We start from the raw sequence: 18732 nt of genomic DNA on the forward strand, positions 1-18732 counted from the left end.
ACGTCAGAGGGCGCCCTCGCTGCGCGGCTCGGCGAGCACCGCGGGGCGCCGCGAGGCGATGACCCGCCTGGCCAGCGACTTCGGGCTGGTCAGGAAGCCGAACCCCCACGACATGTGCATCGTCGCGAGGGCCACGGGGATCTGCAGCCGCGCCTTCGGCGGCAGCCCCTTGCCGGCCGGGAGCGACCCGGCGGCTATCGCCGCGAGGTAGCCGCCGGGGACGAGGAAGCCCCATGGGGTCAGCACGGCGCCGACCACGATCCCGGCCGCGATCACACACACCGCGGTCGGCGGGGCGAGGTAGCGCAGGTTGATCGACCCGGCGTGGTAGCGGGCCACGACGTGCCGCCAACGGCCGTAGTCCTTGTACTGCTTGGCCAGGGCGCGCACCGAAGGGCGGGGCCGGTAGGACACCTTGAGCTCGGGCGAGAACCAGATGAGGCCGCCCGCCTCCCGGATGCGGAAGTTCAGCTCCCAGTCCTGGGCGCGGATGAACTCCTCGTTGTAGCCGCCCTGTTGCTCCAGCGCCTCGCGGCGGAAGACCCCCAGGTACACGGTCTCGGCGGGGCCCGCCTGGCCGCCGGTGTGGAAGGCGGCGTTGCCCACGCCGATCCGGGACGTCATCGCGGCGGCGACGGCGTGCTCCCAGTCGTTCTCGCCCTCGGCGTGCATGATGCCGCCGACGTTCTGCGCGCCGGTCTCCTCCAGGAGCCGCACGGCGGTGGCGATGTAGTTCGGGGAGAGCATGCCGTGGCCGTCGACGCGGACCACGACCGGGTGCCGGGAGGCCTTGATCGCGGCGTTCAGCGCCGCGGGCGTACGGCCCGTCGGGTTGGGCACGGTGTGCACGCGCGGGTCTTCTGCCACGAGCGCGGCCGCGATCTCGTCCGTGCGGTCCGTGGACGGACCGAGGGCGATCACGACCTCCATCTCGCCGGCGTACTCCTGCGCGAGGATCGCTTGGACGGCTCCGCGCAGGTGCCGCTCCTCGTTGAGGACGGGCATGATCACGGACACGGCGGGGAGCTGCACGTCGGACTTGGCGTTCATAGGGGGCTCACGTTACCGCGAACGGGGGACACGCCCGCGCCCCGCCGGGGTTGCTGCACCGGTCCACCGATCGTATCGGCCTACCGTGCTCACGGCTCGCCCACGCACGGCCGCCGCCCGGAGGTGTCCCCCCACATGCCCGCCACGCCGCCCCGGCCCCCCGCCCGCCGTTCCCCGCGTCCGCCCGCCCGGCCCGGAGCCCGCCCGGCCCCGCCCGCGAACGTACGGCGCCCCCGTCCGCGCTGGGCCCTGCGGGCCGCGATGACGCTCTCCGTGGTGGTGCTGGCCTCGGCCGGCATCGGGCACTCGCTGGTCACCAGCCTCGACTCCGACATCGCCCGCGTCGACCCCTTCAAGGACATGAAGAACCGCCCGCGCGCGGGCCACGGCATGAACGTGCTGCTGGTCGGCACCGACGGGCGCGACCGGATCACCGAGGAGGAGCGGCGCAGGTACCGCCTCGGCGGGGAGCCCTGCCACTGCACCGACACGATCATGATCGTGCACATCTCCGAGGACCGGGAGCGGGCGAGCGTGGTGAGCCTGCCGCGCGACTCCTACGCCGAGACGCCCGAGCACGTCGACGCCACCACCGGCGAGCGGCACGCCGGGCACCCGCTCAAGCTGAACGCCGCGTACGCCGAGGGCGGCCCGCAGCTGACGGTCCGCACGGTCGAGAACATGACCCACGTGAAGATCGACCACTACCTGGAGGTCGACTTCACCAGCTTCATGCGGACGGTGGACGTCCTCGGCGGCGTGCAGATCTGCACGAGCGAGCCCCTCAAGGACGCCTACACGGGCCTGGACCTGGCGCCCGGCCGGCACACCATGCGGGGCGGCGAGGCCCTGCAGTACGTGCGCTCCCGGCACGCGGACGCCTCCTCGGACCTGGGCCGCATGAAGCGCCAGCAGCGCTTCCTGGCGGCCCTGGTGGACCGGGCGACGTCCTCCGGCATCCTGCTCAACCCGCTGAAGTTCCGGGACGTGGCCCGCGCGGTGCTGGGCTCGGTGCGCGCCGACCGGGGCTTCGGCACCGACGAACTGCTGGACCTGGGCCGCGCGATGCGCACCTTCTCCCCCTCCTCCTCGGAGTTCACCACGGTCCCGATCGGTCAGCTGGGCTACGTGGTCAAGGACATCGGCTCGACGCTGAAGTGGGACCCGGTGGCGTCGCGGCGGCTGTTCCAGGCGCTGCGCGAGGACCGGCCGCTGGCGGTGGCGCCGAAGGCGCGGCCCACGACGGCGCCCGTGGAGGTGCCCCCGCAGCAGATCCGGGTGCAGGTGGAGAACGGCACCCGCACCGCGGGCCTCGGCCGGCGCGTGGACGCGGCGCTGGCGGCCGCGGGCTTCCGCACGACGGGCCGTCCGGTCACCGCCGCCGACCAGGCGGCGCGGCGCACGGTCGTGGTCTACGACCCCCGCTGGGACCGCTCCGCCAAGTCACTGGCGGCGGCCCTGCCGGGCAGCGAGCTGCGCCCGGTGAAGGGGCTCGGCCCGACCCTGAAGGTGATCGCCGGGGCGGACTTCCGCACGGTGCGCGCCGTGCGGGTGGTGAAGCCGGGCGAGACCGACCCCGCGGTCGTGCGCGGGGACGAGGCCGGCTGCTCGTGAGCGCCGGCCCCGCCCCGCGGGGCGCGTCGCGGGTCAGTTGCCGGCGACGGTGACCTTCTCGTCGTTCTTGAGCTGGTCGACCAGGGTCTTGACCTTGGCCTTGTCCCAGACGAGGTTGCTGCCGGAGGACCCCGAGATCGGCATGTTCATCGAGGTGCCGTCGCCGCCGTTGACGCCCTTCATCGCGAAGAACATCGAGCCCAGGTCCCACAGGCCCATGTCCTTGTCGACGATCAGGGAGTCCAGGCCCGCGCCCATCACCGGGTAGAGCTTGAACGGGTTCAGCACCGTCGACGGGGTGGCCACCTGGTGGGCGAGCGCGGCGAGGAACTTCTGCTGGTTCTTGGTGCGCTCCAGGTCGGAGGCGGCGAACGCGTGCCGGGTGCGGACGAAGGCGAGGGCCTGCTCGCCGTTCAGGGTCTGCTTGCCGGCCTTGAAGTCGGCGCCCGAGTACTTGTCCTTGAAGGCCTTGTCGATGGTGATGTCGACACCGCCCACCGCGTCCACGATGTTGGCGAACCCGGCGAAGCCGATCTCGACGTAGTGGTCGATGCGCAGCCCGGTGTTGAACTCGACGGTGCGGACCAGCAGCTCGGGGCCGTCCGTCGCGTACGCGGCGTTCAGCTTGATGTGCCGGCCGGTGCCCTTGTACGTCTTGCCCGACTCCGAGCCGACGAACGTCGGGAGCTCGACGTCCGAGTCACGCGGCAGCGAGATCAGGGTGTCGCCGTTGTCGCCGACGTGCAGGATCATCATCGAGTCGGTGCGCTTGCCCTCGGCGGAGCCGGTGTGCAGCTGCTTCTTCTCCGCGGCGGACATGCCCTCGCGGCTGTCGGAGCCGACGATCAGGTAGTTGGTGCCCTTGCCGCCGGAGGGCCGGTCGACGACCTTCGACAGGTCGACCTCGCGGCGCAGCTTGGAGTCGGCCCAGAAGTAGGTGGCGACGGTCGTCACGAGCAGGACGGCGACCACCGTGACCGCCGTCCACTTGATGCGCCTGCCCCAGTTCGGCGCGGGACGCCCGGCGCCCGTGCCGGTGCCGGCCGGGCCGCGGCCGCCGGGGCTGCCGTAGACCTGGCCCGTGTTGTAGCCGCTGTCGTACCCGGGGTCGGCGCCCGGGGCGCCGGCGGTGTCGCCGTACCCGCGGCCGTCCACGTAGGACGGCTGCGGCGGGACGCCGGGGCCGTGCGGCGGGGCGGCCGGACCGCGGCGGACCTGTCGCATCACGCGCGCGCCCTCGGGCTGATCGCTCGCACTGCCACGTCCGTACCGGGAGCCGCGGTTGTCGTCGGACCGTCCCTGGGGCCAATCATTCATGGCCACAGTGTGCCGGGCGCAGCCTGGTGCCTTACAAGGGTCGTCGGAAAATCATCGCGGCGCTGTGGCCAAGCTGACACAAAGTCCCGGAATGTCGCCGGCCGCATAGGGTGGGGGCCATGACGGACCAGGCCACCACGACGGAGTCGGACGCCCCGGAGATCCCGGGCAAACCGACGTCCGCGTCCCGCACGACCCTCAGCCACATCATGACCCACAACGACACCAACCTGCTGGGCACGGTGCACGGCGGGGTGATCATGAAACTGGTCGACGACGCCGCGGGAGCCGTCGCCGGGCGGCACAGCGGCGGGCCCGCGGTGACCGCGTCGATGGACGAGATGGTGTTCCTCGAGCCGGTCCGCGTCGGTGACCTCGTCCATGTGAAGGCCCAGGTCAACTGGACCGGCCGGACCTCCATGGAGGTCGGGGTGCGGGTGCTCGCCGAGCGCTGGAACGAGTCCGCGCCGGCCACCCAGGTCGGCTCCGCCTACCTGGTCTTCGCGGCCGTGGACGCCGACGGCCGGCCGCGCCGGGTGCCGCCGGTCCAGCCGGAGACGGAGCGCGACGAGCGCCGCTACCAGGAGGCCCAGATCCGCCGCACCCACCGCCTGGCCCGCCGCCGCGCGATCAGGGAACTGCGCGAGAAGCGCGCGGCGGAGGGCTTCGAGGACTGACCCGGCCCCGGCACGACCCGGAGCGGGACGCACGAGCCCCCGGCGGACGTCCGCCGGGGGCTCGTGTCGTGACCGATGGGGGGCGGCCCTACGGCAGGTTGCGCGCCATCACGATGCGCTGGACCTGGTTGGTGCCCTCGTAGATCTGGGTGATCTTGGCGTCGCGCATCATGCGCTCGACCGGGTAGTCGCGGGTGTAGCCGTAGCCGCCGAGGAGCTGGACGGCGTCCGTGGTGACCTCCATCGCCACGTCCGAGGCGAAGCACTTGGCGGCGGCGCCCAGGTAGGTCAGGTCGGCGTCGCCGCGCTCGGAGGCGGCCGCGGCCTGGTAGGTGAGGGCCCGGGCGGCGGAGATCTTCATCGCCATGTCGGCCAGCATGAACTGGATGCCCTGGAAGTCGGCGATGGCCTTGCCGAACTGCTTGCGCTCCTGGACGTAGTTCTTGGCGTAGTCGAAGGCGCCCTGGGCGACGCCGAGCGCCTGGGCGGCGATGGTGATGCGGGTGTGGTCCAGGGTCTGCATGGCCGTCAGGAAGCCGGTGCCCTCCTCGCCGATCATGCGGTCGGCGGGGATGCGCACGTTGTCGAAGTAGACCTCGCGGGTCGGGGAGCCCTTGATGCCGAGCTTCTTCTCCGGGGCGCCGAAGGAGACGCCCTCGTCGGACTTCTCCACGACGAAGGCGGAGATGCCCTTGGAGCGCTTGGCGGGGTCGGTGACCGCCATCACCGTGTAGTACTCGGAGACGCCCGCGTTGGTGATCCAGCGCTTGACGCCGTTGAGCACCCAGTGGTCGCCGTCGCGCACCGCGCGGGTCTTCATGCCGGCCGCGTCGGAGCCCGCATCCGGCTCGGACAGGCAGTACGAGAACATCGCGTCGCCCTTGGCGAGCGGGCCCAGGTACTTCTTCTTCAGGTCCTCGGAGCCGGACAGGACGACCGGCAGCGAGCCCAGCTTGTTCACGGCGGGTATCAGCGAGGAGGACACACAGACGCGGGCCACCTCCTCGATGACGATGACCGTGGCGAGCGCGTCGGCGCCCGAGCCGCCGTACTCCTCGGGCACGTGCACGGCGTGCAGGTCGCTGGCGACCAGGGCGTCGTGGGCCTCCTGCGGGAAGCGCGCCTCCTCGTCCACCGCGGTGGCGTACGGGGCGATCTTCGCCTCGGCCAGCGAGCGGATGGCGTCGCGGAGCATGTCGTGCTCCTCCGACGGTCGGTACAAGTCGAAGTCAGCCGATCCGGCCACGTTCCCTCACGCTCCAAAGACGCTCTGCTGCTGACGCTAACTACCGTTAAGTAACCCTAATTTTAGGGGCCGCCCGCCCGGCGTGAAGACGTGACCTTGACGACAAGCGGGAACGACCGGGAGGAACCCCGCGCGGAACCCGCCGATCCGCCCGGCTCGGGGTCGTGCCGCGCCCCGGATATGCTCGGGCGCGCAGCGAACGACGTCCACCCCAGGAGCATCCATGGCCGCCCTCAGGATCACCGTGATCGGCACCGGCTACCTCGGCGCCACCCACGCCGCCGCCATGGCCGAGCTGGGTTTCGAGGTGCTCGGGCTGGACGTCGTACCGGAGAAGATCGCGCTGCTGGAGCGCGGTGAGACCCCGATGTACGAGCCGGGCCTCGACGAGCTGCTGCGCCGGCACGTGCCCGGGTTCGAGGGGTCCAGCGGGCGGCTGCGGTTCACCACCGACTGGGCCGAGGTGGGCGCGTTCGGCGACGTGCACTTCCTGTGCGTGAACACCCCGCAGAAGCACGGCGAGTACGCCTGTGACATGTCCTACGTCGACTCCGCCGTGGCCTCCCTCGCGCCGCACCTGACCCGGCCCGCGCTGATCGTCGGCAAGTCGACCGTGCCCGTCGGGTCGGCGGACCGGCTCGCCGCGTACCTCGCCGCGCACGCGCCCGCCGGGGAGGACGCCGAGCTGGCCTGGAACCCGGAGTTCCTGCGCGAGGGCTTCGCCGTCGAGGACACGCTGCACCCGGACCGGATCGTCGTCGGCGTGCGCAGCGAGCGCGCCGAGCGGACCCTGCGCCAGGTGTACGCCACCCCGGTCGCCGAGGGCTCGCCCTTCGTGGTCACCGACTTCCCGACCGCCGAGCTGGTGAAGACGTCCGCCAACTCCTTCCTCGCCACCAAGATCTCCTTCATCAACGCGATGGCGGAGGTCTGCGAGGCCGCGGGCGGTGACGTGGCCAAGCTCGCCGAGGCCATCGGGTACGACGACCGGATCGGGCGCAAGTTCCTGCGGGCCGGGATCGGCTTCGGCGGCGGCTGCCTGCCCAAGGACATCCGGGCCTTCATGGCGCGCGCGGGCGAGCTGGGCGCCGACCAGGCGCTGACCTTCCTGCGGGAGATCGACTCGATCAACATGCGCCAGCGCGGGCAGATGGTCGAGCTGGCCCGGCAGGCGCTGGGCGGCGGGCCGTTCCTGGGCCGGCGGGTCGCCGTGCTGGGCGCGACCTTCAAGCCCGACTCCGACGACGTGCGGGACTCCCCCGCGCTGAACGTGGCCGGGCAGATCCATCTCCAGGGCGGCCAGGTCACCGTGTACGACCCCAAGGGCATGGACAACGCCCGGCGGGTCTTCCCGACCCTCGGCTACGCGCCCACCGCGCTGGACGCGGTCCGCGGTGCGGACGTGGTGCTGCACCTGACGGAGTGGCGGGAGTTCCGCGAGCTGGACCCGGCGGCGCTGGGCGAGGTGACCAAGGCCCGGGTCGTCCTCGACGGCCGCAACGCCCTCGACCCCGAGCTGTGGCGCAAGGCGGGCTGGACGTACCGGGCGATGGGCCGCCCGACCGCCTGACGGCCCTACGGCCTGACGGCCTGACGGCCCGACCGCGAGCGCCGCACGGCGACCGGTTCGGCCGAGGCTCAGTCGGCCGAACCGGTCGCCTGGCTGCATTCTGCACCACCGCGCTGTGACTCAGCGCGCCTTCTCCCGGTAGCGGCGCATCTTGGCGCGGGCCCCGCAGACCTGCATGGAGCACCAGCGGCCGCGGCCGGCCGGGCTGCGGTCGTAGTAGGCCCAGTGGCAGGTGTCCGCCTCGCACGCCTTGAGACGGGTCCAGGTGCCCGCGACCAGGGCCTCGGCGACGGCGCCGGCCACCCGGGACAGCAGGGGGCCGTCGTCGGCCCGCAGCGCGGCCGAGCCGTCGCGCTCGTCCACGGCGACGTACAGGGGTGCCGCGGCCAGCAGGTCGCCGAGCGGGGTCACCGCGCGGTGCGGGGGGTGGCCGGCGTGGGCGAGCAGGGTGGCGCGCAGCGACTCGCGCAGGGCGCGCGCCCCGGCGAGCCCGTCCGCGCCGATCCCGAAGCGCGCCCGGACGTCCTCCGTGTCGAGGGCGTCGATGTCCGACTCGATGTCCAGGGTGTTGACCAGGGCCTCGACCAGCGCCAGCCCTCCCGGTGCGGGCGATCGCTCACTCATGGCTGCACGCTACCTTCCGCGTTTCCCCTTGCGACGTTACCCGCCATGGGCCAGCATGGGGTAACCGTTACCGGTTGCCCGCGTTCACGGGTAACCCGCGACTTCGAGGAGGAAGTCATGGCTCTCGCCAAGCTGGGCGCCGTCGTCCTGGACTGTCCCGACCCGCACGCGCTGGCCGGTTTCTACGCCGAGGTGCTGGGCGGCACGCCCGAGGGCGACGACCAGTGGGTCGACCTGAAGGTGCCGGACGGGCCGACGCTGGCCTTCCAGACGGCGCCCGGGTTCGTCCCGCCGCGCTGGCCCGCGCCGGACCACTCCCAGCAGTTCCACCTGGACGTCACGGTGGAGGACCTGGACGCGGCGGAGAAGGCCGTGCTGGCGCTCGGCGCGAAGCCGCTGGACGCGGAGGACCGCTCGCGCACCTTCCGGGTTTACGCGGATCCGGCCGGGCACCCGTTCTGCCTGTGCGCCTGCTGACCCGACCGACCTGGAGGTCCCCGATATGCCGAGCGCGGTACGCCTGCGGAACGTCGTGATCGACTGCCCCGACCCCCTCGCCCTCGCCCGGTTCTACGCGGCCGTCGTCGGCGGCACCCCGGAGGCGGAGGACGACGAGTGGGTGACGCTGCGGGTGCCGGACGGGCCGCGGCTGGCCTTCCAGCGCGCCGAGGAGTTCGTGCCGCCCGAGTGGCCGCGCGGCGACCGCTCCCAGCAGTTCCACCTCGACTTCGACGCGGGGTCGACGTGGGAGGAGCTCGACGCGGCCCACGAGAAGGTCCTGGGCCTCGGGGCGCATGCGCTGGACGTGGAGGACCGGGAGAAGAAGGACTTCATGGTGTACGCCGACCCGGCCGGCCACCCGTTCTGCCTGTGCCGGATCGACGTGGACAACCGGCTCTGAGGTCCGGGTGCCGGGCCGGCGGCCGCCCCGTCAGCCGTCGAGTTGCGCGATCGTCGCCGTGGACGGCTCGCGGCGCTCCCGGGCCGAGCGGGCGACGAAGTCGGCGGTGCGCAGCACGCGCTGGACGTTGCCCCAGGTGAGCAGGGCGATGTCGGACTCCGGCCAGCCGCGGCGCAGGAGTTCGGCGATCAGCCGCGGGTACCCCGTGGCGTCGGCGAGCTCCTGGGGGTGGGCGACGCCGGCGTCGTAGGTGCCGGACAGGCCCACGCAGTCCGGGCCGGCCAGGGCGCGCACGTGGTCGAGGTGGTCGGCGACGTCGCGGACGGTCGGCCCGGTCTGCTCGGCCGTCAGCGGCACCAGGCACAGCCCCTTGGCCGCGCCGAGCCCGGTGAGCAGGGAGTCGGGCAGGTTGTCGGGGTGGGGGCGCAGGGAGCGGGCGGCGGAGCGGGTGCACAGCACCGGGGTGCGGGACAGCGCGAGGACGCGGGTGATGGTGGCCTCGGAGGCGCCGGAGAGGTCGGCGACCACGCCGAGCCGGTTCATCTCGCGCACGACCTCCTCACCGAACCGGGTCAGCCCGGCCCCGCTGGCCCAGGAGGTGCCGGCCAGGGTCAGTACGCGCAGCCCGAGCGTGTGCAGGGCGCGCAGAATGCCCAGGGAGTCGTCGAGCGCGGCGGCGGTGGCCGGGCCGAGCAGGACGGCGATCCGGCCGCAGTTGCGGGCGTCGATGACGTGCCCGGCCGAGCGGGCCAGCCGCAGCCCCTCGGGGTGGGCCTGGATCACCGAGCGGACCAGGTCCAGCTGTTCCAGGGTGGCGCCGACGGCCCGGTCGGCGGCCAGGCCCTCGGGCAGGTGCAGCGACCAGAACAGCGCACCGACGTGGCCCTCGCGCAGCCGGGGCACGTCGGTGTCGACGGCGCTCTCGCCCTCCTCCAGGTCGTACCAGGGCAGGTGGCGCAGCACCCAGGGCAGTCCGGTGTAGCCGTCGGCGACGGGGTGGTCGTTCAGGAGGGCGTGGGCGCGGTCCAGGGGGTCGCCGGCGGGGCCGGGTGCGCCCAGGAGGTCCAGCGGGTCCGCGAAGGGGTCCTCCAGCGGCAGCGCCGCGACCTCGGTCGGGGGGTGCACTTCGTCCTGGAGGTCGGCCATGGCGGTCTCCGTACGTGTCGACCGGCGCCGCCCTCGGCGCCGTGATCAGCAGTACCGACACCGTCGCACGGGGGCCGGGCGGCTTCCTGGTGGGTGGAGCCGTTCGGGTGCTCCGCCTCCGCCCACCAGGCAGCGGTCAGCCGTCCAGCGCCTCGATGGTGGCGTTGGAGGGGGCGCTCGTCTCCCGCAGGGCGCGGGACACGTCCTCCGCGGCGCCCAGCACGCGCACCGCGTTCTGCCAGGTCAGCTTGGCCAGGTCGGCCCTGGACCAGCCGCGGTCCAGCAGTTCGGCCAGCAGGTTGGGGTAGCCGGAGACATCCGCCAGGCCCTCGGGGGTGAAGGCTGTGCCGTCGTAGTCGCCGCCGATGCCGAGGTGGTCGACGCCCGCCACCTCGCGCATGTGGTCGAGGTGGTCGGCGACCGTGGCGACGGTGGCGACCGGGCGCGGGTGGCGCTCCTCGAAGGCCTGGTGCACCTTCATCGCCTCAGCGGTGCCGTCGAGGTGGTGGAAGCCGTGGGCCCGCAGGTTGTCGTCCGCGGCGGCGGTCCAGTCGACGGCGGCCTGGAGCACGAACTTCGGCACGAACGTCACCATCGCCACACCGCCGTTGGCGGGCAGCCGCTCCAGGACGTCGTCGGGGATGTTGCGCGGGTGCTCGCACACGGCCCGCGCGGAGGAGTGGGAGAAGATCACCGGGGCGGTGGAGGTGTCCAGCGCGTCCCGCATGGTCGTCGGCGCGACGTGCGAGAGGTCGACGAGCATGCCGAGCCGGTTCATCTCCCGCACGACCTCGCGGCCGAACGCGGTCAGGCCGCCCGCCCTCGGCTCGTCGGTCGCCGAGTCCGCCCAGTCCACGTTGTCGTTGTGGGTGAGCGTCAGGTAGCGCACGCCGAGCGCGTACAGCCCGCGCAGCACGCCCAGGGAGTTGGCGAGGGAGTGGCCGCCCTCGGCGCCCATCAGGGAGGCGATGCGGCCCTCGGTGCGGGCCGCCTCCATGTCCGCCGCCGTCAGCGCGGCCCGCAGGTCCCGCGGGTGGCGGTCGATGAGCTGCCGTACGCAGTCGATCTGCTCCAGCGTGGCCGGCACCGGGTCGGGCAGGTCGGACCGCACGTACACCGACCAGTACTGCGCCCCGACCCCGCCCTCGCGCAGCCGCGGCAGGTCGGTGTGCAGGTGCGCGTCCTGGCGTACGGCGATGTCGCGGGCGGCGAGGTCGTAGTGGACCTGCTCGCGCAGCGCCCACGGCAGGTCGTTGTGGCCGTCGACGACGGGGAACTCGCGCAGCAGCTCGCGGGCCTGGTCCAGGGAGGTCACGGCGGTCACTTCCCCGTGCCGAAGCCGAAGCCGCCGGCGCCCTCGGCCTTGGCGCGCAGCCGCTTGCCCTTCTCGGTGGCCTGGTCGTTCAGGTCCTGCTGGAAGTCGCGCATCCGGGTCAGCAGGTCCTCGTCGTGGGCGGCGAGGATGCGGGCGGCCAGCAGGCCGGCGTTGCGGGCGCCGGCGACGGAGACGGTCGCCACGGGCACGCCCGCGGGCATCTGCACGATGGACAGCAGGGAGTCCATGCCGTCTAGGTACTTCAGCGGCACGGGCACGCCGATCACCGGCAGCGGGGTGACGGAGGCGAGCATGCCGGGCAGGTGGGCGGCGCCGCCCGCACCGGCGATGATCACCTTCAGACCCCGGTCGGCGGCCTGCTCGCCGTAGGCGACCATCTCGCGCGGCATGCGGTGCGCGGAGACCACGTCGACCTCGTAGGCGATCTCGAACTCGTCGAGGGCCTTGGCGGCGGCCTCCATGACGGGCCAGTCCGAGTCCGACCCCATGACGATGCCAACAACAGGGCTCATTCGGTGATGGTGCCTCTCAGGTAGCCGGCAGCGTGACGGGCGCGCTCCAGCACGTCGTCGAGGTCGTCGCCGTAGGTGTTCACGTGGCCGACCTTGCGGCCGGGCTTCACGTCCTTGCCGTACATGTGGATCTTGAGCTGGGGGTCGCGGGCCATGCAGTGCAGGTACGCGGAGTACATGTCGGGGAAGTCGCCGCCGAGGACGTTGACCATCACGGTCCACGGGGCCCGCAGGCGCGGGTCGCCGAGCGGCAGGTCGAGCACGGCGCGCACGTGGTTGGCGAACTGGCTGGTGATCGCGCCGTCCATGCTCCAGTGGCCGGAGTTGTGCGGGCGCATCGCCAGTTCGTTGACGAGGATGCGGCCGTCGCGGGTCTGGAACAGCTCGACGGCGAGGTGGCCGACGACGCCCAGTTCCTTGGCGATGGTCAGCGCCATCTCCTCGGCCTCCAGCGCGAGGGCCGGGTCCAGGCCGGGCGCGGGCGCGATGACCGTGTCGCACACGCCGTTCACCTGGCGGGACTCCACCACCGGGTAGGCGACGGCCTGGCCGTGCGGGGAGCGCACCACGTTCGCGGCGAGCTCGCGGACGTAGTCGACCTTCTCCTCCGCGAGGACCGGGACGCCCGCCCGGAACGGCTCCTCGGCCTCCTCGACGGTGTCGACGACCCACACGCCCTTGCCGTCGTAGCCGCCGCGGACGGTCTTCAAGACGACCGGGAACCCCGCGCCCTCCTGGGCGAAGGCGGCCACGTCCTGCGCGTCGCGCACGATGCGGTGCCGTGGGCACGGGACGCCGAGCGCGTCGAGCCGCGCGCGCATCACGCCCTTGTCCTGGGCGTGCACCAGCGCCTGTGGGCCGGGGCGCACGGGGATGCCGTCCGCCTCCAGGGCCCGCAGGTGCTCGGTGGGCACGTGCTCGTGGTCGAAGGTGATCACGTCACAGCCGCGCGCGAACGCGCGCAGCGTCTCCAGGTCGCGGTAGTCGCCCACGACGACGTCGTGGACGACCTGGGCCGCGGAATCCTGCGGAGTGTCACTGAGGAGCTTGAACCTGATGCCCAGCGGAATGCCCGCCTCGTGCGTCATGCGCGCGAGCTGGCCACCGCCGACCATGCCGACTACGGGGAACGTCACACGCCTAGGGTATCGGCCACGCCGGACGGCCTGAATCAGTGCCTCTCGCACCGCGGCCACGGGAAACGGACACGCCCGGTGGTTAGCATGGCGGAGTCGAACCAATCGCTTACCCGGACGGGGGCCTGCACGACCATGGGACATGGTGCCTCGGGGCTCCGCCGGCTCGTCCGCGAGCTGGCCAAGTTCGGCGCGGTGGGCGGCGCGGGCCTCCTCGTGAACCTCGCCGTCTTCAACCTGGTCCGGCACGTCACCGACCTGCAGGTGGTGCGGGCGAGCGTGATCGCCACGGTGGTGTCGATCGTCTTCAACTACGTGGGCTTCCGCTACTTCACCTACCGGGACCGCGACAAGGGCGGCCGCACCAAGGAACTCACCCTGTTCCTGCTGTTCAGCGTGGTCGGCCTGGTCATCGAGAACGGCGTGCTCTACGCGGCGACGTACTGGTGCGGCTGGGACAGCCCGCTGCAGAGCAACGTCTTCAAGTTCGTCGGCATCGGCGTCGCGACCCTGTTCCGCTTCTGGTCCTACCGCACCTGGGTGTTCCGCGCCCTGCCCGCGCGGGACACCGTGGCGAGCGCGGAGTCCTTCCTGGAGTCGGACATATCGACGCCCAGGGCACAGCAGCAGATGAGCTGAACCGGGGCTGCGACGACGAGGAGGAGTGACGGGCGGCCGCGGCCGGCCCTGTCCCCTTCCTCACCTGACCGTCGGCTCCTGGTCCTGCGCCGACCTCTTCGCGGGCGGGGTGCGCGAGAGGAACAGTCCGAACACCGGCGGCTGCGCCTGGAGCATCTCCAGCCGCCCCCCGTCCGCCTCCGCCAGGTCGCGGGCCACCGCCAGGCCGATGCCGGTGGAGTTGCGGCCGCTGATGGTCCGCTCGAAGATGCGGGCGCCGAGGTCCGCCGGGACGCCCGGCCCCTCGTCCGTCACCTCGATCACCGCCTGGTTGCCGGTGACGCGGGTGCGCAGCGCCACGGTGCCGCCGCCGTGCATCAGGGAGTTCTCGATCAGGGCCGCGAGCACCTGGGCCACCGCCCCCGGCGTGCCCACGGCCCGCAGGTGCCGCTTGCCCGAGCTGACGATGGCCCGCCCGGCGCTGCGGTAGGCGGGCCGCCACTCGGCCAGCTGCTGCTGGATGACCTCGTCCAGCTCGAAGGAGACGGCCGAGCCGGTGCGCGGGTCGCGGGCGTTGGTCAGCAGCCGTTCCACGACGTCCGTGAGGCGCTCCACCTGGGTCAGCGCGATCGTCGCCTCCTCCTTCACCGTGTCCGGGTCGTCGGTGAGGGTGATCTCCTCCAGCCGCATGGACAGCGCGGTCAGCGGGGTGCGCAGCTGGTGGGAGGCGTCGGCGGCCAGGCGCCGCTCGGCGGTCAGCATCCGCCCGATGCGCTCGGCGGAGGAGTCGAGCACGTCGGCGACCCGGTCCAGCTCGGGGACGCCGTAGCGCTTGTGGCGCGGGCGGGGGTCGCCGGAGCCGAGGCGCTCGGCGGTCTCGGCGAGGTCGGTGAGCGGGGAGGCGAGCCGGTTGGCCTGGCGGATGGCGAGCAGGACGGCGGCGACCACCGCCAGCAGCGCCACCAGGCCGATGATCAGCAGGGTGCGGCCGACCTCGCGGGTGACGGTGGAGCGGGGCTCCTGCACGACGACGGTCTCGCCGCCCTCGCCCCCCTCCTTCGCGGTGATGACGTCGCCGTGCGGCGGGGTGCCGATCTCGATGGGTGCCCGGCCGGGCACGGTGATCACGGCGTAGCGGTTCTGGGTGACCTGGTCGCGCAGGATCTCGGTGGTGACGTCCTCGTGCCCGAGCAGCCGGCTGTCCACGATGCCGACCAGCCGTACGGCCTCGGAGTCCACCCGCTCCTGCGCGCTGTTGCTGATCGTCCGGCTCTCGACGATGACCAGGGAGACGCCGAACACCGCGATGACGACGAGGACGACGGCGAGGGTGGACTGGATGAGGCGGCGGCGCACGGGCTTCTCCGGACGGTGGCTGCGGGGGGTGCGTGTCGGTCAGGCCCCGGGAGGCGGCGGGCCGGGCCGGTCCGGCCCGCTCAGCTCTTCTCGAAGCGGAAGCCGACGCCCCGCACGGTCGCGATGTAGCGGGGGTTGGCCGCGTCGTCGCCGAGCTTCTTGCGCAGCCAGGAGATGTGCATGTCGAGGGTCTTGGTCGACGACCACCAGGTGGTGTCCCAGACCTCGCGCATCAGCTGGTCGCGGGTGACGACCCGTCCGGCGTCGCGCACCAGCACCCGCAGCAGGTCGAACTCCTTGGCGGTGAGCTGGAGTTCCTCGTCGCCCATCCACGCCCGGTGCGACTCGACGTCGATGCGCACGCCGTGGGTGGCGGGCGGCTGCTGCGGCTCGGCGGCGCCGCGCCGGAGCAGGGCCCGGACCCGGGCGAGCAGTTCGGCGAGCCGGAAGGGCTTGGTGACGTAGTCGTCGGCGCCCGCGTCCAGACCGACGACGGTGTCGACCTCGTCGGCCCGCGCGGTCAGGATGAGGATCGGCACGGCGTGTCCCTCGGCGCGCAGCCGGCGGGCGACCTCCAGGCCGTCCATGCCGGGCAGGCCGAGGTCCAGCACGACCAGGTCGACGCCGCCCTGCATCCCGGCGTCGAGCGCGGTCGGTCCGTCCTCACGCACCTCGACCTCGTACCCTTCCCGGCGCAGGGCGCGGGCCAGCGGCTCCGAGATGGACGCGTCGTCCTCGGCGAGCAGTACACGGGTCATGAGCCGATGGTAGTCCGCCTGACCAGGGGGCCGAGGTGTGATCGGCCCTGTGGTCTCTTACTCAGGACAAGCCGGACATCCGCCGCCCGGGGCCAGCCCGGCCGCTTGGTACGGACCTGCGGTCCAGGGATGTCATCCTGGACGGGACCTTCGGAACCATGCCCGTGGTTCCGTGTACACCTGTGATCCGCGTCTCAAGTCCTTCCATATGCGGCAGTGTCCTGCCGTATGGTGAAGAAACGCCTGTAGTACGCGGGGACCTTCGGCGACGTCTGTGACGCTGAGGGTCTCTTTTGTGTGCGGGCTGGTTCTCCCCAGCCTTGAAAGGAATGACCTGTGGCCGGGCCTCGGCGCGACGCGCGCCAGGCGTGGATCCCGGTGGTCGCCGTCCTCCGCTCCGCGATCCGGAGCGGCTTCCCCCCGGGCGTGGGGCGGACGGGCCGACCCGCCGGTGCCGGCCGCCCCACCGGGCGCGCAACGCTCCGCTCGCGCGTCCCGAACCAGCAAGGAACGACCATGGCGTCCAGCCTGACGAAGGACTCGGTCCGTCCGGACACCCCCGGAACCGGGAAGACCTTCTTCGGCCACCCCCGCGGACTGGCCACCCTCTTCATGACCGAGATGTGGGAGCGTTTCTCCTACTACGGCATGAGGGCTCTGCTCCCGCTGTACCTGGTGGCCCCCGGCGGCCTGCACCTGAGCGCGGGCACGGCGACGGCGATCTACTCCGTGTACGTGTCGCTCGTGTACCTGCTCGCCCTGCCGGGCGGCTGGGTCGCGGACCGCTTCCTCGGCCCCCGCAAGACGGTCGCCGTCGCGGGTCTGATCATCATGCTCGGCCACCTGGCGCTGGCCCTGCCGGCCGCCGCGACCTTCTTCGTGGGCCTCGGCCTGGTCGCCATCGGCTCGGGCCTGCTGAAGGCGAACATCTCCACGATGGTCGGCCACCTCTACGACGGCCCGGACGACGCGCGCCGTGACGCCGGCTTCACGCTGTTCTACATCGGCATCAACCTGGGCGCCTTCGTCGCGCCGCTGGTCATCGGCACCGTCGGCGAGAACGTCAACTGGCACTTCGGCTTCGCGCTGGCCGCGCTCGGCATGGCGCTGGGCCTGGCCCAGTTCCTGCTGGGCAGCCGCCACCTGAGCGAGCGCAGCGACGTCGTCCCCACCCCGATGTCCCCGGCCGAGAAGTCCGCCACCCTGACCAAGGGCCTGGTGTGGCTGGCCATCGCCGCCGTCTTCTACGGCATCGTCGGCTTCACCGGCCACTTCACGCTGAACTGGGCGCTGATCCCGCTGACCGTGATCGGTCTGATCGTCCCGATCCTGGTCATCGCCCGCATCCGGCGCGACAAGGACCTGGACACCGCCGAGCGCACCAAGGTCTCCGCGTACGTCTGGTTCTTCGTGGCCGCGGCCGTCTTCTGGATGATCTACGACCAGGGCGGCTCGACCCTGTCGCTGTTCGCGGACGCCAGCGCCGACAACACCGTCTTCGGCTGGGAGTTCCCGGTCTCCTGGTACCAGTCGGTCAACCCGGTGATGATCATGGCCCTGGCGCCGGTCTTCGCCTGGATGTGGCTGTGGCTGAACCGGCGCGGCAAGGAGCCGAGCACCATCGTGAAGTTCGCCTCCGGCCTGGTGCTGGTCGGTGCGTCGTTCTTCCTGTTCCTCGCCCCGCTGTCGATCGCCGAGGGCGGTCACAAGGCCGCGGCGATGTGGCTGGTCGCGATCTACTTCGTGCAGACCGTCGGCGAGCTGACGCTGTCCCCGGTGGGCCTGTCGGTCACCACCAAGATGGCGCCGGCGAAGTACGCCTCGCAGATGATGGGCGTGTGGTTCCTCGCCGTCACCGCGGGCGACTCGGTCACCGCGCTGCTGTCCAACCCGGCCGTGGGCGGGGTGAACCTGGACCGCATGGGCTTCGTCGCCCTGGAGGCCGTGCTCGCCGTGGTCGCCGGCTTCGCCGTGTGGATGTACCGCCGCAAGGTCAACGCCCTCATGGGCGCCGTGCGCTGAGCAGGTCCCGGCGGGCCCGCGCGGCCCGACCCGACCACGGCCGGAGGGCCGCCGCATCCCGGGGATGCGGCGGCCCTCCGGCCGTGTGCGAGCCGCTCACACCGGGGCGGCGCCCAGTTCCGCCCAGACCGTCTTGCCCGCCACTCCGGGCGTGCGGACGACGCCCCAGTCCAGGCACAGGCGCTGCACGATGAACATGCCGTGGCCGCCGGGGCGGCCCGCGCGGTGCGGGGTGCGCGGGGAGGGCTGGCCGGAGCCGTGGTCGGCGACCTCGACGCGGATCACCTTGTTGTCACAGGCGAGCCGCATCTCCTCGGGGCCCTCGGCGTGCAGGCAGGCGTTGGTGACCAGTTCGGAGACGACGAGCAGCACGTCCTCGGCCGCGGCCCGCTGGTCGGCGCCGTCGGCCGGCAGCCAGCCCCACGCGTACAGCGCCTGCCGGGCGAAGTCACGGGCGAGCGGAACGACACCGCTCGCTCCGTCGAAACTCAGGCTGCGGACCTGACGGCCCGCCGTCGCCCCGGAAGCGCCGCTGGGCTCCGGGGAGCCCGGCGGGACAGGCCGGGTGGTGCTCATCAGCGCTTCACCTCACCGATTCCCCAGTTCACGATGGCAACAGTCCCCGTCAGAGTCGTCGAAAGCATCCACAGCGTTCACGTCAGCGTCCCCGAGAGTCTTCCCGTAACGGTCCCCGTGCGGTCCCGGGAGCGTCACGGTCCGTGCACCGCAGCCCGGGCCGCCGTACCGGCGGGGTCTCGCGCCGCGGCCGTGCCGCACGGGAGCCGTCCCGTCCGTCCGCATGTCCTCCCCCTTGACTCGCCGCCGACCTCTACAGGATGTCTCCTGCCC

The 18732-nt window shown here is 72.5% G+C and carries 18 protein-coding genes; 7 read left to right on the top strand and 11 right to left on the bottom strand.

Translation table 11 applies throughout. The features are described 5' to 3' along the window. Nucleotides 1-3: 3 nt before the first annotated feature. The gene (locus E4U91_RS14095) at nucleotides 4-1050 is read right to left on the bottom strand and encodes a glycosyltransferase family 2 protein (RefSeq protein ID WP_137307182.1); all 1047 of its coding nucleotides are present in this window, start codon (nucleotides 1048-1050) and stop codon (nucleotides 4-6) included. Nucleotides 1051-1185: 135 nt separating this feature from the next. On the opposite strand from E4U91_RS14095, the gene E4U91_RS14100 reads away from it, so the two are divergent. Next, nucleotides 1186-2664 (top strand): LCP family protein, encoded by a 1479-nt coding sequence (locus E4U91_RS14100; protein WP_137307183.1) that lies wholly within the window; start codon nucleotides 1186-1188, stop codon nucleotides 2662-2664. A gap of 33 nt (nucleotides 2665-2697) precedes the next feature. Here E4U91_RS14100 and E4U91_RS14105 read toward each other — a convergent pair whose 3' ends face one another. Beyond that, nucleotides 2698-3981 carry an LCP family protein gene (locus E4U91_RS14105; RefSeq protein ID WP_137307184.1) on the bottom strand — a complete coding sequence of 428 codons (1284 nt, stop codon included), beginning with the start codon at nucleotides 3979-3981 and terminating at the stop codon, nucleotides 2698-2700. A gap of 119 nt (nucleotides 3982-4100) precedes the next feature. On the opposite strand from E4U91_RS14105, the gene E4U91_RS14110 reads away from it, so the two are divergent. Continuing rightward, the gene (locus tag E4U91_RS14110; protein WP_137307185.1) at nucleotides 4101-4658 is read left to right on the top strand and encodes an acyl-CoA thioesterase; all 558 of its coding nucleotides are present in this window, start codon (nucleotides 4101-4103) and stop codon (nucleotides 4656-4658) included. A gap of 88 nt (nucleotides 4659-4746) precedes the next feature. Here E4U91_RS14110 and E4U91_RS14115 read toward each other — a convergent pair whose 3' ends face one another. Then, a complete protein-coding gene (locus E4U91_RS14115; protein ID WP_137307186.1) occupies nucleotides 4747-5904 on the bottom strand; it encodes an acyl-CoA dehydrogenase family protein in 1158 nt (385 codons plus the stop codon). A gap of 223 nt (nucleotides 5905-6127) precedes the next feature. On the opposite strand from E4U91_RS14115, the gene E4U91_RS14120 reads away from it, so the two are divergent. After that, a complete protein-coding gene (locus E4U91_RS14120) occupies nucleotides 6128-7474 on the top strand; it encodes a UDP-glucose dehydrogenase family protein (protein WP_137307187.1) in 1347 nt (448 codons plus the stop codon). A 120-nt stretch (nucleotides 7475-7594) separates the two neighbouring features. On the opposite strand, the gene E4U91_RS14125 is transcribed toward E4U91_RS14120, so the two are convergent. Beyond that, complete coding sequence (locus E4U91_RS14125) at nucleotides 7595-8098, bottom strand: CGNR zinc finger domain-containing protein (RefSeq protein WP_137307188.1); 504 nt, start codon at nucleotides 8096-8098, stop codon at nucleotides 7595-7597. 117 nt (nucleotides 8099-8215) lie between these two features. Here E4U91_RS14125 and E4U91_RS14130 point away from each other — a divergent pair, with 117 nt between their 5' ends. Next, nucleotides 8216-8575, top strand: coding sequence for a VOC family protein (locus E4U91_RS14130; protein WP_137307189.1), 360 nt, complete (start codon nucleotides 8216-8218; stop codon nucleotides 8573-8575). A 25-nt stretch (nucleotides 8576-8600) separates the two neighbouring features. After that, nucleotides 8601-8999, top strand: a complete 399-nt coding sequence (locus E4U91_RS14135; protein WP_137307190.1) for a VOC family protein — start codon at nucleotides 8601-8603, stop codon at nucleotides 8997-8999. A gap of 30 nt (nucleotides 9000-9029) precedes the next feature. Here the strand turns inward: E4U91_RS14135 and E4U91_RS14140 are convergent, their stop codons facing one another. The 4 genes from E4U91_RS14140 to E4U91_RS14155 form a co-directional block, all read right to left on the bottom strand. Continuing rightward, on the bottom strand, nucleotides 9030-10145 hold the full coding sequence (locus tag E4U91_RS14140) for a dipeptidase (protein ID WP_137307191.1): 1116 nt from the start codon (nucleotides 10143-10145) through the stop codon (nucleotides 9030-9032). 136 nt (nucleotides 10146-10281) lie between these two features. Continuing rightward, entirely contained in the window at nucleotides 10282-11460 is a 1179-nt protein-coding gene (locus E4U91_RS14145) for a dipeptidase (RefSeq protein ID WP_388124455.1), read from the bottom strand. Between the two features lie 5 nt (nucleotides 11461-11465). Next, complete coding sequence (gene purE / locus E4U91_RS14150; protein ID WP_137310812.1) at nucleotides 11466-11969, bottom strand: 5-(carboxyamino)imidazole ribonucleotide mutase; 504 nt, start codon at nucleotides 11967-11969, stop codon at nucleotides 11466-11468. A 20-nt stretch (nucleotides 11970-11989) separates the two neighbouring features. Next, nucleotides 11990-13129, bottom strand: coding sequence for a 5-(carboxyamino)imidazole ribonucleotide synthase (locus E4U91_RS14155; RefSeq protein ID WP_137307193.1), 1140 nt, complete (start codon nucleotides 13127-13129; stop codon nucleotides 11990-11992). 135 nt (nucleotides 13130-13264) lie between these two features. On the opposite strand from E4U91_RS14155, the gene E4U91_RS14160 reads away from it, so the two are divergent. Next, nucleotides 13265-13768, top strand: a complete 504-nt coding sequence (locus E4U91_RS14160) for a GtrA family protein (RefSeq protein WP_137307194.1) — start codon at nucleotides 13265-13267, stop codon at nucleotides 13766-13768. 60 nt (nucleotides 13769-13828) lie between these two features. On the opposite strand, the gene E4U91_RS14165 is transcribed toward E4U91_RS14160, so the two are convergent. After that, the gene (locus tag E4U91_RS14165) at nucleotides 13829-15103 is read right to left on the bottom strand and encodes an ATP-binding protein (RefSeq protein WP_137307195.1); all 1275 of its coding nucleotides are present in this window, start codon (nucleotides 15101-15103) and stop codon (nucleotides 13829-13831) included. A gap of 80 nt (nucleotides 15104-15183) precedes the next feature. Further along, nucleotides 15184-15861, bottom strand: coding sequence for a response regulator transcription factor (locus E4U91_RS14170; protein WP_064533465.1), 678 nt, complete (start codon nucleotides 15859-15861; stop codon nucleotides 15184-15186). 516 nt (nucleotides 15862-16377) lie between these two features. On the opposite strand from E4U91_RS14170, the gene E4U91_RS14175 reads away from it, so the two are divergent. Further along, on the top strand, nucleotides 16378-17883 hold the full coding sequence (locus E4U91_RS14175) for an oligopeptide:H+ symporter (RefSeq protein ID WP_137307196.1): 1506 nt from the start codon (nucleotides 16378-16380) through the stop codon (nucleotides 17881-17883). A gap of 96 nt (nucleotides 17884-17979) precedes the next feature. Here the strand turns inward: E4U91_RS14175 and E4U91_RS14180 are convergent, their stop codons facing one another. After that, nucleotides 17980-18459 carry an ATP-binding protein gene (locus E4U91_RS14180; RefSeq protein WP_137307197.1) on the bottom strand — a complete coding sequence of 160 codons (480 nt, stop codon included), beginning with the start codon at nucleotides 18457-18459 and terminating at the stop codon, nucleotides 17980-17982. Nucleotides 18460-18732 lie beyond the last annotated feature (273 nt).

Origin of the sequence: Streptomyces lasalocidi, assembly GCF_005280215.1 — a bacterium.
Classification (GTDB): domain Bacteria; phylum Actinomycetota; class Actinomycetes; order Streptomycetales; family Streptomycetaceae; genus Streptomyces; species Streptomyces longwoodensis.

Coding starts and splice junctions, on each gene's coding strand:
- E4U91_RS14130 (WP_137307189.1), top strand. CDS start 8,216: ATGGCTCTCGCCAAGCTGGGCGCCGTCGTCCTGGACTGTCCCGACCCG.
- E4U91_RS14160 (WP_137307194.1), top strand. CDS start 13,265: ATGGGACATGGTGCCTCGGGGCTCCGCCGGCTCGTCCGCGAGCTGGCC.
- E4U91_RS14175 (WP_137307196.1), top strand. CDS start 16,378: ATGGCGTCCAGCCTGACGAAGGACTCGGTCCGTCCGGACACCCCCGGA.
- E4U91_RS14125 (WP_137307188.1), bottom strand. CDS start 8,098: ATGAGTGAGCGATCGCCCGCACCGGGAGGGCTGGCGCTGGTCGAGGCC.
- E4U91_RS14100 (WP_137307183.1), top strand. CDS start 1,186: ATGCCCGCCACGCCGCCCCGGCCCCCCGCCCGCCGTTCCCCGCGTCCG.
- E4U91_RS14170 (WP_064533465.1), bottom strand. CDS start 15,861: ATGACCCGTGTACTGCTCGCCGAGGACGACGCGTCCATCTCGGAGCCG.
- E4U91_RS14095 (WP_137307182.1), bottom strand. CDS start 1,050: ATGAACGCCAAGTCCGACGTGCAGCTCCCCGCCGTGTCCGTGATCATG.
- E4U91_RS14140 (WP_137307191.1), bottom strand. CDS start 10,145: ATGGCCGACCTCCAGGACGAAGTGCACCCCCCGACCGAGGTCGCGGCG.
- E4U91_RS14135 (WP_137307190.1), top strand. CDS start 8,601: ATGCCGAGCGCGGTACGCCTGCGGAACGTCGTGATCGACTGCCCCGAC.
- E4U91_RS14180 (WP_137307197.1), bottom strand. CDS start 18,459: ATGAGCACCACCCGGCCTGTCCCGCCGGGCTCCCCGGAGCCCAGCGGC.
- E4U91_RS14110 (WP_137307185.1), top strand. CDS start 4,101: ATGACGGACCAGGCCACCACGACGGAGTCGGACGCCCCGGAGATCCCG.
- E4U91_RS14105 (WP_137307184.1), bottom strand. CDS start 3,981: ATGAATGATTGGCCCCAGGGACGGTCCGACGACAACCGCGGCTCCCGG.
- purE (WP_137310812.1), bottom strand. CDS start 11,969: ATGGGGTCGGACTCGGACTGGCCCGTCATGGAGGCCGCCGCCAAGGCC.
- E4U91_RS14120 (WP_137307187.1), top strand. CDS start 6,128: ATGGCCGCCCTCAGGATCACCGTGATCGGCACCGGCTACCTCGGCGCC.